Raw genomic sequence first — 14,613 nt, 5'->3', positions numbered from 1 at the left:
AATTTTATATTTGTAAATGGTGCCCTCTAAAAATAGAATCCTTATAAAGAATGTTGCTTCCCTAGGAGTCGTTCAAGTAGTTAACTATATTTTTCCGTTACTAACAATACCATACGTTTCCAGAATAATAGGTCCTGAGGGCTTTGGATTGATCAACTACATTACCGCTTTTGTAAGTTACTTTGTGCTGATTGTTTACTATGGTTTTGATTTGACCGCAACGCGAAAGATAGCCGTGGATCCCGATAATTTAGCTATTCGTTCCGCTGTTTTTTCAGAAGTGACCTGTGCTCGGATATTGTTATTTCTTGTAACGATAGCAGGTTTTTTGATTTGTATCAGCAGTGTCCCACTTTTGAGTGAGAATGTTAAGCTTTCATTGGTGCTGTTTTTAACGGTAGTTTCGGCTCTTTTGACGCCACAGTATGTTTTTCAAGGATTACAGAAACTACCTGTGTTGAGTATGTTGACTGTTGTAAAAGGAGTTGTCAATACCAGTTTGATTTTTATTTTTGTCGCTACAAAAGAGGATTTGTTGCTATATGCAAGTATTACTGTTTTTAGCAACTTTTTGATCAGTTTGATTGCGATTTTATATGTTATTTTTGTAATAAAAATTAAATTTACTTTTTACTCCATATCGCATACCATTTCTATTTTAAAAGAGGGTCGGTTGATATTTTTTTCCTCGATAATTTTTTCGTTGTATACCACAACAAATATTATTATTCTGGGTTTTTTTGCGGAAGCAACAACGATAGGATACTATACTACTGCCGTGAGTTTTATAATTATAGTTCAGAGTGTCGTTAATATTCCACTTTCTTCTTCATTGTATCCATACATTGGTAAATCTTTTTCAGAAAGTGAAGAAAATGGGATTGTCAAATTGAGGAAAATTGTGCCTTTAGTGTTTTATTTTACTGCAGCAATTTGTTTAGGTATTTTAGTATTAGCCCCATTTGTAGTGCTTTTTATTTACGGGAAAAGTTTTACGGGATCCATAATCAGTGTGCAGATTTTAAGTTTTTTGCCTTTAATTTCTGCTATGAGCAGTTTGATGGGGATTCAAACCATGCTTAATTTAAGAATGGACAATTTGTTTTTAAAAATCACCAGTTTTGCCGCTTGTTTTAGTTTGGTTTTGAATGTATTAATGGGTTATTATTTTAGTTACATCGGTACTAGTATAAGTTATCTTCTTACCGAACTATTAATTTGTGCATCGTTTTATCTGATTTTAAAAAACAAGGGATTAATTTTATTTAAAAAAGAAAATTTTAAATTTAAAAATGTAATAACACAAGTCCAAAACATGAGAAATATGTAAGACGCTTTTCCATTACTTTCGAATAGTTAATTACTTGATTGTTATACTGTATACAGTAATCATAATACTTTTTTAAATTTAATTTGGTACTCTAGTGTTTTACAAGAATTAAACTAAATGTCATGGCAGTTGACTTTCGATTGAAATGCGTTTTTTTTTTGCTTTTTTTGTAATTGTGTGTGAACCTAAAATTTTTATTAAGCTAATTAATTTATATTAATGAATACCATATATTACATCGGACATTCATCAGAAGGTTTTAATGATGGCGGTCAGTCCAGAAATAAAGCCTTTGCAACTTATTTCATTCAGAAAGGAGCCGTGATTGTCCCTGTTTACAGTACGAATCATTTTGTCCGATTTGGCTTTTTGTTAGCTGTTTTGAAAATCATGTTATTCTCAAAAAATAATACTTTTTTTATTCATCAAGGAACGTTATTAGTTTTATTTCCGCTTCCGCTGCTTGGCTTTAATTTGATTAGGAAAGTAGTCTTTGGGATTCTTCAACATACGTCCAAACGCAATGATGTAACTATAGAAGTTAATGATTTACCTTATGAACAAGCTAAAGATTTAGAACTGCCAGTTTCTGAAATATCTAAAGTTTTTCAAGACAAATTATATGCTTTACAGAACGTAAAATATGTTTTTGCTTCCCATGAAATGGGAAAATATATAAATGAGACTTTTCCATTGCAATATGAGGTGATCATTAATGGTTCTAATGCGGTTCATACTAATTTTGATTCAGAGGAGTTGCCTGCTTGTTTCAGCTCTGCCGAGACTAAGTTTATTTATGCAGGTGGCTTGAACAAGGGCAGACAAATTGAGGCTTTACTTTCCCATTTTAACAATAGAAAAGAAATTCTTATTCTTATAGGGGAATGGGGTGAATGGCTTTCAGATTATAAGCTCCCGGATAATGTATTTTATTTGGGTAAATTTAAAGAAGACTATGCTCATTATTTAACTGCAAAATGTGATGTTGGAATTATACCGTACGAAGCGTCACGATTTTATTACAATGTTTGCTACCCAACAAAAGCTTCCTTTTATATTGCGGCCGGTATTCCATTTTTATCGACTCCTTTATTGGAATTAAAAAATATTTTTGAAAAAACCGGTATGGTTTATTTTGTTCCTTTTGCAGATTGGGGCCGCTTTATTGATGATTTTGATTCGACGGGTTTACAAGATATTAAGGAGAAAATAGCTGTAGAAAAACACAATTTCTATTGGGACGCATTATTGAGTCAATACTAATACCGCTTTTCATATAATTTTGATTTTTTGTTTTGACGCACATGAATTTCATTCTAGCTGTATTCATTAAGTCGCTTCACTTTATCTAGATGTTTATAGTTTTGTTTATCTAACAATTAGACTTTTTCTATTTTTGTCGTTGTTCGGTCAGTACGAATGCAGGTCGAAAGTCTGATAGAGTTTGTATTTTCTCGGAATTCTTACTTTTAAATAATTACACCCAACGGGTTAATTCATTAGATTTAATAATGTTATTTATTTTAATTTCTACATTTTTTTTATTAGTACTGTGCTCTTTTATCATTCCGAAAGAGCTACTTTACAATTATTTATTATATTTTTTTTTAGGATTCCTTCTTATTTTAATTGCTGGTTTCCGTAATGAAGAAGTAGTCCGTGATTATGTTAATTACGTTACTTATTTTTATGAACAAGATTTTTTACAGGTAGAGCCAGCATTCGTTTTAATTTCGAAGATTATCCATTTATTGATTGGACCTTATCCAATTTATTTATTCGTGTTATTTGCCAGCCTTGGAGTGGGTTTGAAATTAGTGGCTATAAAACAACTTTCATCCTTGTGGTTTTTGTCTTTAGTGATTTATATCTCTAATTTTTTTATTTTGCATGAAATGACTCAAATCCGTGCAGGAGTAGCATCGGCATTGTTGTTGTTATGTGTTAAGCCAATATATGACAGAGATTTAAAAAAGTTTCTGTTATTTTCTTTTTTGGGTTTTTTATTTCATTATTCTGCTATAGTTATTTTACCGCTGTGGTTTTTGGGTATAAAAGCAAGAAAAAATTTCTTGTTCTTTTCGATACCAGTTGCGTATTTAATTTACTTTTCAGGTATCAATTTAATTACTACAATACCCATAGCGGTAATACAAAGTAAAATTTCAATTTACCAAACCTTAATGGAGATGGGAAATGAGGAATCTATTTTAATAAATGTTTTTAACCTTGTTTTTTTAGGAAAAATTATACTTTTTTACTTTTTATTGTATAAATATGAGCTGATTGTTTCCCATAATAAATATGCTCCTATTTTAATGAAAATCTATTGTATTTCATTAATGTCCTATCTTGTTTTAGCGGTAATGCCACCGATCGCTACAAGGATAAATGAATTGTTCGCAATTGTTGAAATTGTGTTACTGCCCCTTATTTACTATGCTTTTAAACCGGTTTGGTTTTCTAAATCAATTGTAGTTTTTATTGGAATATGTTTTTTATTGATCAATTTATTTTATGTAAAATTGATTGTTTTTTAAATATGGGTTTCTTTGTTAGGTGAACACATAATATAATTTTACAAAATATAAATAAAAAAAATGGTTGCTGCAGTTGTTGTTCTTTTTAATCCGGATGTAGATGTTGTTAAAAACATTAGCAGTTATGTTGGCTGTGTTGAAAAAGTCTATATCATTGATAATTCTACTTTTTCTAATGAAGATTTATTCAAAGCAGTGCCTTTTAAAGGTGCGTTAGAGTATGTTTTTAATAATGGTAATCTAGGTATCGCCGAAGCACTGAACATAGGTTGTAAACTTGCTATTAAAGCAGGTATGCAATGGGTTCTGACTATGGATCAAGATAGCAAATTTCTAAATTTAGACACTAAGATTATCTCTCAGGTTTTAAATACTGAAGACAGTCGTGTAGTTCTTTATTATCCGAATTATTTGATTGACGGAATTATTTACGACAAATATATTAAGGAAAACAATGAACCTATTGTTGTTATGACTTCGGGAAATTTCATTAATCTACAAGCTTATCAATCTTTGGCTGGATTTGAAGATAAACTTTTTATCGATTATGTGGATATTGATTATTGTCTGAAAATTAAAGCTGCAGGATATAGAATAGCCTTATTACCAGATGCCACCTTAAAACATGAATTAGGTCAATCAGAGCATGTTACATTTTTGTCTTTTAATGCTATGGTAACAAATCACTCTAGTTTGCGCAGGTATTATATTACCCGAAATAGATTGTATGTGAGTAAAAAATATAAAACGGTTTCAGCTGTTTTTACCAAAACGGAAAAAAGAATATTTATTAATGATTTATTGAAAATAATTCTTTTTGAAGATAATAAAATTTCAAAAATGAAGAGTGTATTTAATGGTTATATCGATTACCGAAATAATAAGTTTGGTATTTATAATCAATAAAAATCGCACCATAATCCCTATTTTAAATGATATCAGTTTGTTTAGCAACCTACAATGGTGAAAAATATATAAAGGAGCAACTACTTTCCATATTAAAACAACTTGCCAAAGATGATGAAATTATAATTTCAGATGATCACTCGACAGATGGGACTTTAGGAATTATTGAAGCGCTATGTGATTCCCGGATCTCTGTTTTTTTTAATTCGGAAAAGGGATATACCAGTAATTTCGAAAATGCACTCAGACACATTAACGGAGACATCGTGTTTATTAGTGATCAAGATGATATTTGGGATTCTAACAAGGTTGAAATATGTTTAGAAGCACTCCAATCTACGGATCTCGTAGTTTCAGATTGTCAATTGATAAATAATCAAAAAGAAATAATTGCTCCTTCATATTTTGAACTGAGAAAAGTAAAAAAAACCAGTTGGGGGAATTTAGTAAAATTTGGTTATTTAGGATGTTGCTTGGCTTTCCGGTCAGAACTGCTAAAAAAAGCGCTTCCTTTTCCGACCAACAGGCAATTGTGTACCCATGACAATTGGTTGTTTTTAGTGGGTGCTTTTTTATATCGGCATAAGGTGTTAGATGAGCGTCTTATTTATTATCGAAGACATGATGCGAATGTTTCGACTGGGGGGCAGCTTTCAGGAAAGTCGCAATGGTTCAAAATTAAATACAGAGTGTATTTATGTTTTTTTTTACTGAAAAGATCCTTAATTTATTAAAATAGTATATGAAAATATCCATAATCACAGTTGTGTATAACAACGAAAAAACGATTACTCAAGCGATGCAATCGGTCCTTTCACAAACCTATAATGATATTGAATATGTTATTATAGATGGTAGTTCGAAAGATAATACCGTTAATTTGATTAATAATTACAAAGAAAATCTTGGTTATTTTATTTCTGAAAAAGATAGTGGTTTGTATGATGCTATGAATAAAGGAATTCGGGCTTGTACAGGTGACGTTATAGGAATCTTAAATTCAGATGATTTGTATCAGGATTCTACTGTAATAGCGTCTGTTATGGAACAATTTATTGCAGATCCAGAGTTGGATATACTATATGCTGACTTAGTGTATGTAAAGCGAGATGATACAAATAAAGTAGTTCGTAGATGGCGTACAAAAAGTTATTACGACAGCTTTTTTGAAAATGCAAATGTTCCACCACATCCTGCTTTGTTTGTTAAAAATAAGGTGTATGAAAAGGTAGGAATGTTTGATTTACAGTATAAACTAGCGGCAGATTATGAATTGATGTTAAGAATGTTTAAAAAGCACCAGTTTAAATCTAAATATTTCAATAAGCTAGTTATTAAAATGAGGCTGGGTGGCGCAACAAATCAAAGTTTTGCCAATATCGTAAGCCAGAATAAAGAAGTACTTAAGGCATGGAAAAATAATGGTTTGCAAGCCCCATTTTATTTAATGCCATTGCGATTATTTAAACGTTTAGCACAATTTATTTAGTTGCTATAACTAATTATAAAATGGAAATACTAGTAACAGGAGCAAATGGTTTTTTAGGAAAATCAATCGTAAATGAATTGTCAAAAGATAACACTCTTTTCAGTTTGTCTAGAACTTCCAGAGATTATTCAATCTCTTTAGATGTTGACATCCCTCGTTTCAACCAAAAATTTGATTTGGTCATTCATGCGGCAGGAAAAGCGCATAGTATTCCAAAGCACTCACTTGATAAAAAGCAATTTTTTGACGTGAATGTTACCGGGACACTTAACTTATTGAAAGGACTAGAAACGGTTGGTGTGCCAAAACAATTTGTTTTTATCAGTTCTGTTTCAGTTTATGGTCAAGAAATCGGTACTAATATCAAGGAAGAACACGTATTGGACGCGCAAGATCCTTATGGACTAAGTAAGCTAAAAGCGGAAGAAATAATTATAAAATGGTGTGAATATCACAATGTGGTTTGTACCATTTTGCGTCTACCTTTGTTGGTTGGAGTAAATCCGCCGGGAAATTTAGGTGCTATGTTACGCATGATTGAAAAAGGATATTATTTTAATATTGGTGGGGGAAAAGCAAAAAAAAGTATGGTCTTGGTTGATGATGTCGCTTCATTTATTCCAACTGTAGCTGCCGTAGGAGGTGTTTTTAATCTTACAGATGGATTTCATCCGAGTTTTAAGGAGTTGAGTTTATCGATTATTCTTAGGAAGAAGAAAATAAAGCCTTTAAATATGCCTTTATTTTTGGTTAAATTAGTGGGGTATGTTGGTGATTTATTAGGAGACAGATTTCCTATCGATTCCTTAAAAATAAAAAAAATCACTTCTGATTTAACATTTGACGACACAAAGGCAAGAAAATTATTGGGTTGGAATCCCCGAAGTGTTTTGGAATATTTAAAAAATAATAATCTGTAATTTGAATTATAAAAAAATATAACAATCTGCAACACAAAAAAATAAATGCATTTTGGCTTCTCATCGTGAACGTTAAAAATAATAATAAAGACCTATGTATTCTAAATAAACAAAGCTATGTTTTCCATATTATAGAGGAACGTATTAGTACATGAGATCAAAATCATGTTCTTATCTGTCAGCATGAAGCTATTTGTCAAAAAAATGAATAATACCAAACGAGTTTTAAATATATAATTTACATAATGACTTTTGAAAAAACACCCATACAAGATTTAATACTTATTACTCCAGCCGTTTTTGAAGATTCGCGCGGGTATTTTTTTGAGGCGTATAACCGAGCTAAATTTTTAGAAAACGAAATCGCTTATGAATTTATACAAGACAATCAGTCATTTTCCAGCAGAGGGGTGATTCGAGGTTTGCATTTGCAGATTAATCCTTTCGCACAGGCCAAATTAGTTCGTGTTTTACAAGGAGAAATTCTTGATGTGGCGGTCGATTTGCGTAAAAACTCCGCTACATACGGACAACATTATAGTGTTGTTTTGAGTGCTGACAACAAAAAACAATTGATGGTACCGCATGGTTTTGCCCATGGCTTTTCGGTTCTAAGTGAAACTGCTTCCGTGCTGTATAAGGTTGATGGTGCATATGATAAAGCGAGTGAAAGAGGGATTCGATATGATGATGCTACTTTGGCAATTGATTGGCAGTTGCGTCCCGAGGAAATACTGGTATCCGATAAGGATATGATATTGCCGGGTTTTGATGCTATTGATTGGGAGTTTTAGTATGAGTTTAAAGTTTAAAGTGGTGAGAAGTGAATAGTTTTAGTATTTGGAATCTTCGTTTTATTAATGCGCGTCGCAGAGGGAGTGGTTATTTAGGATTTAACTATTATGGTAGTAATAAGGAGACTTTAAAATTGTAGTATTAAAGATTTTAATTTAAAGTAAAAAGTAAGAACGATCTTTTCTTTTGCCTTGATGCAAAAGAAACAAAAGATCAAGCCTGAAAATAAAAAGCTTAAAAACTACCTCAAAGTGCCGTTCCGCAGCCCGAGCCGTTCGCCTTTCAGGCTCAACTCGCGGACTGCTGCCACTTTACTTTTTCGTTGTTTTTTTATGCTTTTTATTTAAGGGCGGGGGAGGAGTGGTGTGAAGAGCGTTTAGGGAGTTATTATTATTATTATTGAAGAACGATTTTTTCTTTTAGCTCACTAAAATTTTATTTTAATTGGTGTTTGCTTCGCCTGTTCGCTTCACTCGGGTGTCTGAATCTTCGATTTGCCTTGATGCAAAAGAAACAAAAGATCAAGCCTGAAAATAAAAAGCTTAAAAACTAACTCAAAGTGCCGTTCCGCAGCCCGAGCCGTTCGCCTTTCAGGCTCAACTCGCGGACTGCTGCCACTTTACTTTTTCGTTGTTTTTTTATGCTTTTTATTTAAGGGCGGGGGTAGGAGTGGTGTGAAGAGCGTTTATGGAATTATTATTATTAGTATTATTTCTGAAGAACGATTTTTTCTTTTAGCTCATTAAAATTTTAGTTTAATTAATGTTTGCTTCGCCTGTTCGCTTCGCTCGGGTGTCTGAATCTTCGATTTGCCTTGATGCAAAAGAAACAAAAGATCAAGCCTGAAAATAAAAAGCTTAAAAACTACCTCAAAGTGCCGTTCCGTAGCCCGAGCCGTTCGCTTTTCAGGCTCAACTCGCGGACTGCTGCCACTTTACTTTTTTGTTATTTTCTTATGCTTTTTATTTAAGGGCGTAGGAGGAGTGGTGTGAAGAGTGTTTAGGGAGTTATTATTATTATTATTATTATTATTATTATTATTATTATTTCTGAAGAACGATTTTTTCTTTTAGCTCACTAAAATTTTATTTTAATTGGTGTTCACTGAATCTTCGATTTGCCTTGATGCAAAAGAAACAAAAGATCAAGCCTGAAAATAAAAAGCTTAAAAACTACCTCAAAGTGCCGTTCCGCAGCCCGAGCCGTTCGCCTTTCAGGCTCAACTCGCGGACTGCTGCCACTTTACTTTTTCGTTGTTTTTTTATGCTTTTTATTTAAGGGCGGGGGTAGGAGTGGTGTAAAGAGCGTTTAGGGAGTTATTATTATTATTATTATTATTATTTCTGAAGAACGATTTTTTCTTTTAGCTCATTAAAATTTTAGTTTAATTAATGTTTGCTTCGCCTGTTCGCTTCGCTCGGGTGTCTGAATCTTCAATTTGCCTTGATGCAAAAGAAACAAAAAATCAAGCCTGAAAATAAAAAGCTTAAAAACTACCTCAAAGTGCCGTTCCGCAGCCCGAGCCGTTCGCCTTTCAGGCTCAACTCGCGGACTGCTGCCACTTTACTTTTTCGTTGTTTTTTATGCTTTTTATTTAAAGGCTTAGGAAGAGTGGTGTGAAGAGTGTTTAAGGAGTTATTATTATTATTATTATTATTATTATTGAAAAACCCTTTGCGACTTGGAGACAGCATTTAAGAACGTTCTTTAAATTGGAGAAAAATGAGTTGGATTTAATAGTGAAATCGTGGAAATTTTTTAAATCTTTGTCAAGAAAATAAAGTTAGTCTTTAATAAGACAATCATATTAATAAAAATAGAATGAATAGAATACTAGTAACGGGAGCTAAAGGACAATTGGGTTCGGAATTACAGGTTTTGTCAAAAGACTATAGCCAGTTTGAATGGATTTTTACCGATAGGGAGGAATTGGATCTATGTGATTTAGATCATTTAACATCTGAAATAGCAAGAATTAATCCACAGATTATTATTAATTGTGCCGCACATACTGCCGTTGATCGTGCTGAAACTGAAATTGAATTGTCGGATATTCTCAACCACAAAGCTATAGCCGTTATGGCAAAATGGAGTCATGCTAATGGCTGTAAATTGATTCATGTTTCAACTGACTATGTTTTTGACGGAACAGCAGAAACTGCTTTGACGGAGAATGCCGCAACAAATCCTATTAATATTTATGGTGTGACCAAGTTGGCAGGTGAAAACGCTTGTTTACAAGAAAATCCAAATTCAATTATTATCAGGACTTCTTGGGTGTATTCCAGTTTTGGGGCTAATTTTGTCAAAACTATGTCGAAGTTGATGCAAGAAAGAGATACTTTGAACGTTGTTAATGATCAGATTGGGAGTCCAACTTACGCCGCTGATTTGGCGCAGGCCATCATGGATATACTCACACATGAGCAGTGGCAGGCCGGTATTTATCATTTTTCGAATGAAGGTGAAATCAGTTGGTATGAATTTGCGTTGGCAATTAAAGAATTGGGTAATTTTGATTGTGAGATCAGTGGAATTCCCGCTTCAAATTATCCGACACCAGCAAAGCGTCCACAGTTTTCTTTGTTGGATAAAAGCAAAATAAAAAATACTTTTGGAGTTGTAGTTCCGGATTATAAAGAGAGTTTACGGAAATGTATGAAGTTGTTGAGGAGTGAGTAGTGAGTAGTGTTCAGTGTTCAGTGTTCAGTTTTTGAGTGAATAGTAAGGAGTGAATAGTGTTCAGTTTTTAATTTTTAAGGATTAGAGTACAGTGAGTGTTTAGAAAGACGGTTGATTTTCGTTTTGCCCCAGCCCTAAAGGGAGCCAAAAATTTAAAACTATTGTTTGAAATCTTCTTTTAGCTTCAACAGTAAAGAGTGTAAAGAATAGTAGTTTTCTATTAATGTGATCAAAGAGTAAACAAAAATAGTTAGGGAGTTTTATAACTAACCGAAATATATAAAAATAAAATGAAAAAAATAGTAATCACCGGTGGTGCCGGTTTTATTGGGTCCCACGTCGTACGACTTTTTGTAAAAAAATATCCTCAGTATCATATTTTTAATTTGGATGCCCTTACTTATGCTGGGAATCTCGAGAATATTATTGATATTGAAAATGAGCCGAATTATACTTTCGTAAAAGGCGATATTGTTGATGCCGGATTTGTGGATCAGTTGTTTGCAGAACATCAGTTTGATGGCGTTTTGCATTTAGCCGCTGAATCACATGTGGATCGTTCGATAACAGACCCGCTATCTTTTGTTAAAACAAATGTAATTGGAACCATGAATTTGCTGAATGCTGCCAAAACAATATGGCACGGAAATTTTGAAGGGAAGCGTTTTTACCACATCAGTACCGATGAGGTTTATGGAAGTTTGGGTGCCGAAGGACTTTTTACAGAAACTACCGCTTATGATCCAAACTCACCTTACTCAGCGTCTAAAGCGAGTTCAGACCACTTTGTACGAGCGTATGGTGAAACGTATGGTTTGCCATATGTATTGACCAATTGTTCCAATAATTACGGTCCTTTTCACTTTCCAGAGAAATTAATTCCGTTATTCATCAATAACATCATTCAGAATAAACCTTTGCCCGTGTATGGTGACGGAAAATATACCCGTGACTGGCTTTTTGTAGAAGATCATGCCGTAGCGATTGATTTGGTTTTCCATGAAGGTAAAAACCATGATACCTATAATATTGGCGGTTTTAATGAATGGCAGAACATTGATTTGGTTAAATTGCTTTGTAAAATAATGGATGACAAGTTAGGCAGGGCAGCAGGAACATCAGAACAACTGATTGCTTATGTCAAAGACCGTCCAGGACATGATTTGCGCTATGCTATTGATGCCAGTAAAATTAATACAGAATTGGGATGGAAACCGTCGGTTACGTTTGAGCAAGGTTTAGAAAAAACCGTGAATTGGTATTTAGAAAATCAAACCTGGCTGAATAATATTACCTCTGGGGAGTATGCGACTTATTATGAGAAACAATATTCTAATTAACTCGAATTAATCCGAATTTCACTAATGGATGCTACCAATAAAATACTTTATAAAGAAGAAAGTTTTGCTATAATTGGTGCTTGTATGAAAGTGCATCGTACATTAGGAGCAGGATTCTTGGAGGCTGTTTATGAGGAAGCACTGGAAAAAGAATTTCACATTCAGAAAATACCGTTTAAAAGACAAGTAAAGCTGTTGTTGTATTACGATAAACAACTTATGAAAAAACAGTATAGAGCAGACTTTTTATGTTACGATACTATTATTATCGAAATAAAAGCTGTTTCACAATTACCCGTCACGTTTTATACGCAGTTGAATAATTATTTAAAATGTACAAATTTGGAATTGGGTATGTTGATTAATTTCGGCACACCTTCATTAACTTATAAAAGAATGATTAATTTGAAAAATTCGAATTAATTGGTAAAATTCGTAAAATTATGAAAGGAATTATATTAGCTGGTGGTTCAGGAACCCGTTTACATCCATTGACTTTAGCGATGAGCAAACAAATGATGCCCGTGTATGACAAACCAATGATTTATTATCCGTTATCTACTTTGATGATGGCAGGGATTAATGAAATATTGATTATTTCTACTCCGCATGATTTGCCTCATTTTAAAAAGTTACTAGGAGACGGTTCTTCAATTGGATGCCAGTTTAGTTATGCGGAACAGGCTATTCCAAATGGTCTTGCGCAAGCTTTTGTAATTGGGGAAGAATTTATTGGAGGGGACAGCGTTGCTTTGGTTCTTGGGGATAATATTTTCTTTGGGTCAAACATGGATGAATTATTACAATCCAATACCAATCCGGAAGGAGGAGTAGTATTTGCCTACCACGTTTCGGATCCGGAACGTTATGGTGTGGTTGAATTTGATTCCAATTTTAAGGCGCTTTCCATCGAAGAAAAGCCATTGGAACCCAAATCCAATTATGCGGTACCGGGACTTTATTTTTATGATAACTCGGTGGTCGAAATTGCCAAAAATATTGAGCCAAGTCCTCGTGGTGAATATGAAATTACCGATGTCAACAAAGTTTATTTAGAAAAGGGAACGCTGAAAGTAGGAATTTTAAGCAGAGGTACCGCTTGGTTAGATACGGGGACTTTTAACAGTCTGATGCAAGCTGGACAGTTTGTTCAGGTTATCGAAGAACGTCAGGGTCTGAAAGTAGGCTGTATCGAAGAAATTGCCTGGAGACAGGGTTTCATCACGGAACAACAACTTAAAGATTTGGCAGAACCCTTGAAGAAGTCGGGTTATGGAGCCTATCTTTTGGGATTGCTGAAAAACAAATAATAACGCCGGAGGTTTGAAATTGACGTATCGCTAGAATCCTTTTGAATGGATTTATCGTTTACAGTTACTCATTCCTTCTTTTTCTCATTATATTACTTCTTATTGAAATATGGAATACATCCTACTGATTCTTTTATTTATAAGCATAGAACTTCTTTATTTCAAAATTGCAGAGGCATGCAATATCATTGATAAACCCAATACCCGGTCTTCGCATACTGCGATTACGTTGAGAGGTGGCGGCATTATTTTCCCCATCGCAACCTTAGTCGCTTTTTTGATGGGCTATATTTCCTGGCCTTTGACTGCGGCAGTTGTACTAGTTGGCGTTGTCAGTTTTATAGATGACATAAAACCGCTACCACAGTTACCACGATTTTTAGCGCACCTTATTGCTGTTGGTTTGGTTTTTTTTGAACTTAACTTGTTTTATCAGCCATTATGGATACTTCCTATTCTTCTCGTTTTGATGATTGGATGGGTTAACGCTTTTAATTTTATGGATGGCATCAATGGTATAACGGTTTTGTATGCATTAACGGCACTACTTAGTTTTTCATTTTTACCGATTCATCACACACATTTGCCTTTACTGATAACGATGGGATTATCATGTATTGCTTTCGGAATTTTTAATGTTCGGCAAAAAGCCAAAACCTTTGCTGGAGATGTAGGCAGCATCTCCATGGCCTTGTTTTTGGGCTATTTTATGATTAAAACTATATTTACTACCGGACAATTAGGATACATTCTTTTTTTCTCTGTTTATGGTATTGATGCTGTGATGACGATTATAAGCCGATTGTTGAAGAAAGAAAATATATTTCAACCGCACCGTTCCCATTTGTACCAATATTTAGCAAATGAAATGGGACATTCTCAAATTATAATCGCTTTTATTTATGCCGCATTGCAACTGATTATCAATGTTCTGGTTATTTATATGGATGCCAAAGGATACTTGTCGGGCTTGTTTGTCCTTGCTCTATTAGTACTATTAGCTTTGATTTACCTCGCAATTCGGAGGATTGTTAATAGAAAAATGATTCTAAAAAAATGATAGGTTGTTGTATAGTTCGATGGGTGCAACACGATTTTTTTAAACACATAGAATCATAGGTTTTCTATAATTCAGAAGTCGTTTCACTTTACTACAGTGAACAGAGGTTAGTCGAAGAACAATTTAATTTTTTTTAAACACATAGAATCATAGATGTTGAAAATTTGGAAGGCGTTTCACTTTATTATAGTAAACAGAGGTCAGTCGAAGAACAATTCAATTTTTTTTAACACATCGAATC

The 14,613-nt window shown here is 33.6% G+C and carries 13 protein-coding genes; all 13 read left to right on the top strand.

The genetic code is table 11. The features are described 5' to 3' along the window. The first annotated feature begins 16 nt into the window (after positions 1 to 16). A complete protein-coding gene (locus IWX80_RS11070) occupies positions 17 to 1,330 on the top strand; it encodes an oligosaccharide flippase family protein (protein WP_196853495.1) in 1,314 nt (437 codons plus the stop codon). A 219-nt stretch (positions 1,331 to 1,549) separates the two neighbouring features. Then, complete coding sequence (locus tag IWX80_RS11065; protein ID WP_196853494.1) at positions 1,550 to 2,593, top strand: hypothetical protein; 1,044 nt, start codon at positions 1,550 to 1,552, stop codon at positions 2,591 to 2,593. A gap of 248 nt (positions 2,594 to 2,841) precedes the next feature. Next, positions 2,842 to 3,870, top strand: a complete 1,029-nt coding sequence (locus IWX80_RS11060; RefSeq protein ID WP_196853493.1) for an EpsG family protein — start codon at positions 2,842 to 2,844, stop codon at positions 3,868 to 3,870. Positions 3,871 to 3,930: 60 nt separating this feature from the next. Then, complete coding sequence (locus IWX80_RS11055) at positions 3,931 to 4,776, top strand: glycosyltransferase family 2 protein (protein ID WP_196853492.1); 846 nt, start codon at positions 3,931 to 3,933, stop codon at positions 4,774 to 4,776. Between the two features lie 26 nt (positions 4,777 to 4,802). Further along, on the top strand, positions 4,803 to 5,510 hold the full coding sequence (locus IWX80_RS11050; RefSeq protein ID WP_196853491.1) for a glycosyltransferase family 2 protein: 708 nt from the start codon (positions 4,803 to 4,805) through the stop codon (positions 5,508 to 5,510). Positions 5,511 to 5,518: 8 nt separating this feature from the next. Next, positions 5,519 to 6,265: a glycosyltransferase family 2 protein gene (locus IWX80_RS11045; protein ID WP_196853490.1), complete on the top strand. Its 747-nt coding sequence runs from the start codon at positions 5,519 to 5,521 to the stop codon at positions 6,263 to 6,265. A 20-nt stretch (positions 6,266 to 6,285) separates the two neighbouring features. After that, positions 6,286 to 7,185 carry an NAD-dependent epimerase/dehydratase family protein gene (locus tag IWX80_RS11040; RefSeq protein WP_196853489.1) on the top strand — a complete coding sequence of 300 codons (900 nt, stop codon included), beginning with the start codon at positions 6,286 to 6,288 and terminating at the stop codon, positions 7,183 to 7,185. 245 nt (positions 7,186 to 7,430) lie between these two features. After that, positions 7,431 to 7,979, top strand: a complete 549-nt coding sequence (gene rfbC / locus IWX80_RS11035; protein ID WP_196853488.1) for a dTDP-4-dehydrorhamnose 3,5-epimerase — start codon at positions 7,431 to 7,433, stop codon at positions 7,977 to 7,979. A gap of 1,822 nt (positions 7,980 to 9,801) precedes the next feature. Next, positions 9,802 to 10,662 carry a dTDP-4-dehydrorhamnose reductase gene (gene rfbD / locus IWX80_RS11030; RefSeq protein WP_196853487.1) on the top strand — a complete coding sequence of 287 codons (861 nt, stop codon included), beginning with the start codon at positions 9,802 to 9,804 and terminating at the stop codon, positions 10,660 to 10,662. A 290-nt stretch (positions 10,663 to 10,952) separates the two neighbouring features. After that, positions 10,953 to 12,002: a dTDP-glucose 4,6-dehydratase gene (gene rfbB, locus IWX80_RS11025; RefSeq protein WP_196853486.1), complete on the top strand. Its 1,050-nt coding sequence runs from the start codon at positions 10,953 to 10,955 to the stop codon at positions 12,000 to 12,002. A gap of 24 nt (positions 12,003 to 12,026) precedes the next feature. After that, complete coding sequence (locus tag IWX80_RS11020; protein WP_196853485.1) at positions 12,027 to 12,425, top strand: GxxExxY protein; 399 nt, start codon at positions 12,027 to 12,029, stop codon at positions 12,423 to 12,425. A gap of 20 nt (positions 12,426 to 12,445) precedes the next feature. Beyond that, entirely contained in the window at positions 12,446 to 13,312 is an 867-nt protein-coding gene (rfbA, locus tag IWX80_RS11015) for a glucose-1-phosphate thymidylyltransferase RfbA (RefSeq protein WP_196853484.1), read from the top strand. 109 nt (positions 13,313 to 13,421) lie between these two features. Then, positions 13,422 to 14,372, top strand: coding sequence for an MraY family glycosyltransferase (locus IWX80_RS11010; RefSeq protein WP_196853483.1), 951 nt, complete (start codon positions 13,422 to 13,424; stop codon positions 14,370 to 14,372). Positions 14,373 to 14,613 lie beyond the last annotated feature (241 nt).

Source organism: Flavobacterium sp. CAN_S2, assembly GCF_015752255.1.
Classification (GTDB): domain Bacteria; phylum Bacteroidota; class Bacteroidia; order Flavobacteriales; family Flavobacteriaceae; genus Flavobacterium.
This window is presented reverse-complemented; position numbering and strand designations above follow the sequence as displayed.

Coding starts and splice junctions, on each gene's coding strand:
- IWX80_RS11070 (WP_196853495.1), top strand. CDS start 17: ATGGTGCCCTCTAAAAATAGAATCCTTATAAAGAATGTTGCTTCCCTA.
- IWX80_RS11065 (WP_196853494.1), top strand. CDS start 1,550: ATGAATACCATATATTACATCGGACATTCATCAGAAGGTTTTAATGAT.
- IWX80_RS11060 (WP_196853493.1), top strand. CDS start 2,842: ATGTTATTTATTTTAATTTCTACATTTTTTTTATTAGTACTGTGCTCT.
- IWX80_RS11055 (WP_196853492.1), top strand. CDS start 3,931: ATGGTTGCTGCAGTTGTTGTTCTTTTTAATCCGGATGTAGATGTTGTT.
- IWX80_RS11050 (WP_196853491.1), top strand. CDS start 4,803: ATGATATCAGTTTGTTTAGCAACCTACAATGGTGAAAAATATATAAAG.
- IWX80_RS11045 (WP_196853490.1), top strand. CDS start 5,519: ATGAAAATATCCATAATCACAGTTGTGTATAACAACGAAAAAACGATT.
- IWX80_RS11040 (WP_196853489.1), top strand. CDS start 6,286: ATGGAAATACTAGTAACAGGAGCAAATGGTTTTTTAGGAAAATCAATC.
- rfbC (WP_196853488.1), top strand. CDS start 7,431: ATGACTTTTGAAAAAACACCCATACAAGATTTAATACTTATTACTCCA.
- rfbD (WP_196853487.1), top strand. CDS start 9,802: ATGAATAGAATACTAGTAACGGGAGCTAAAGGACAATTGGGTTCGGAA.
- rfbB (WP_196853486.1), top strand. CDS start 10,953: ATGAAAAAAATAGTAATCACCGGTGGTGCCGGTTTTATTGGGTCCCAC.
- IWX80_RS11020 (WP_196853485.1), top strand. CDS start 12,027: ATGGATGCTACCAATAAAATACTTTATAAAGAAGAAAGTTTTGCTATA.
- rfbA (WP_196853484.1), top strand. CDS start 12,446: ATGAAAGGAATTATATTAGCTGGTGGTTCAGGAACCCGTTTACATCCA.
- IWX80_RS11010 (WP_196853483.1), top strand. CDS start 13,422: ATGGAATACATCCTACTGATTCTTTTATTTATAAGCATAGAACTTCTT.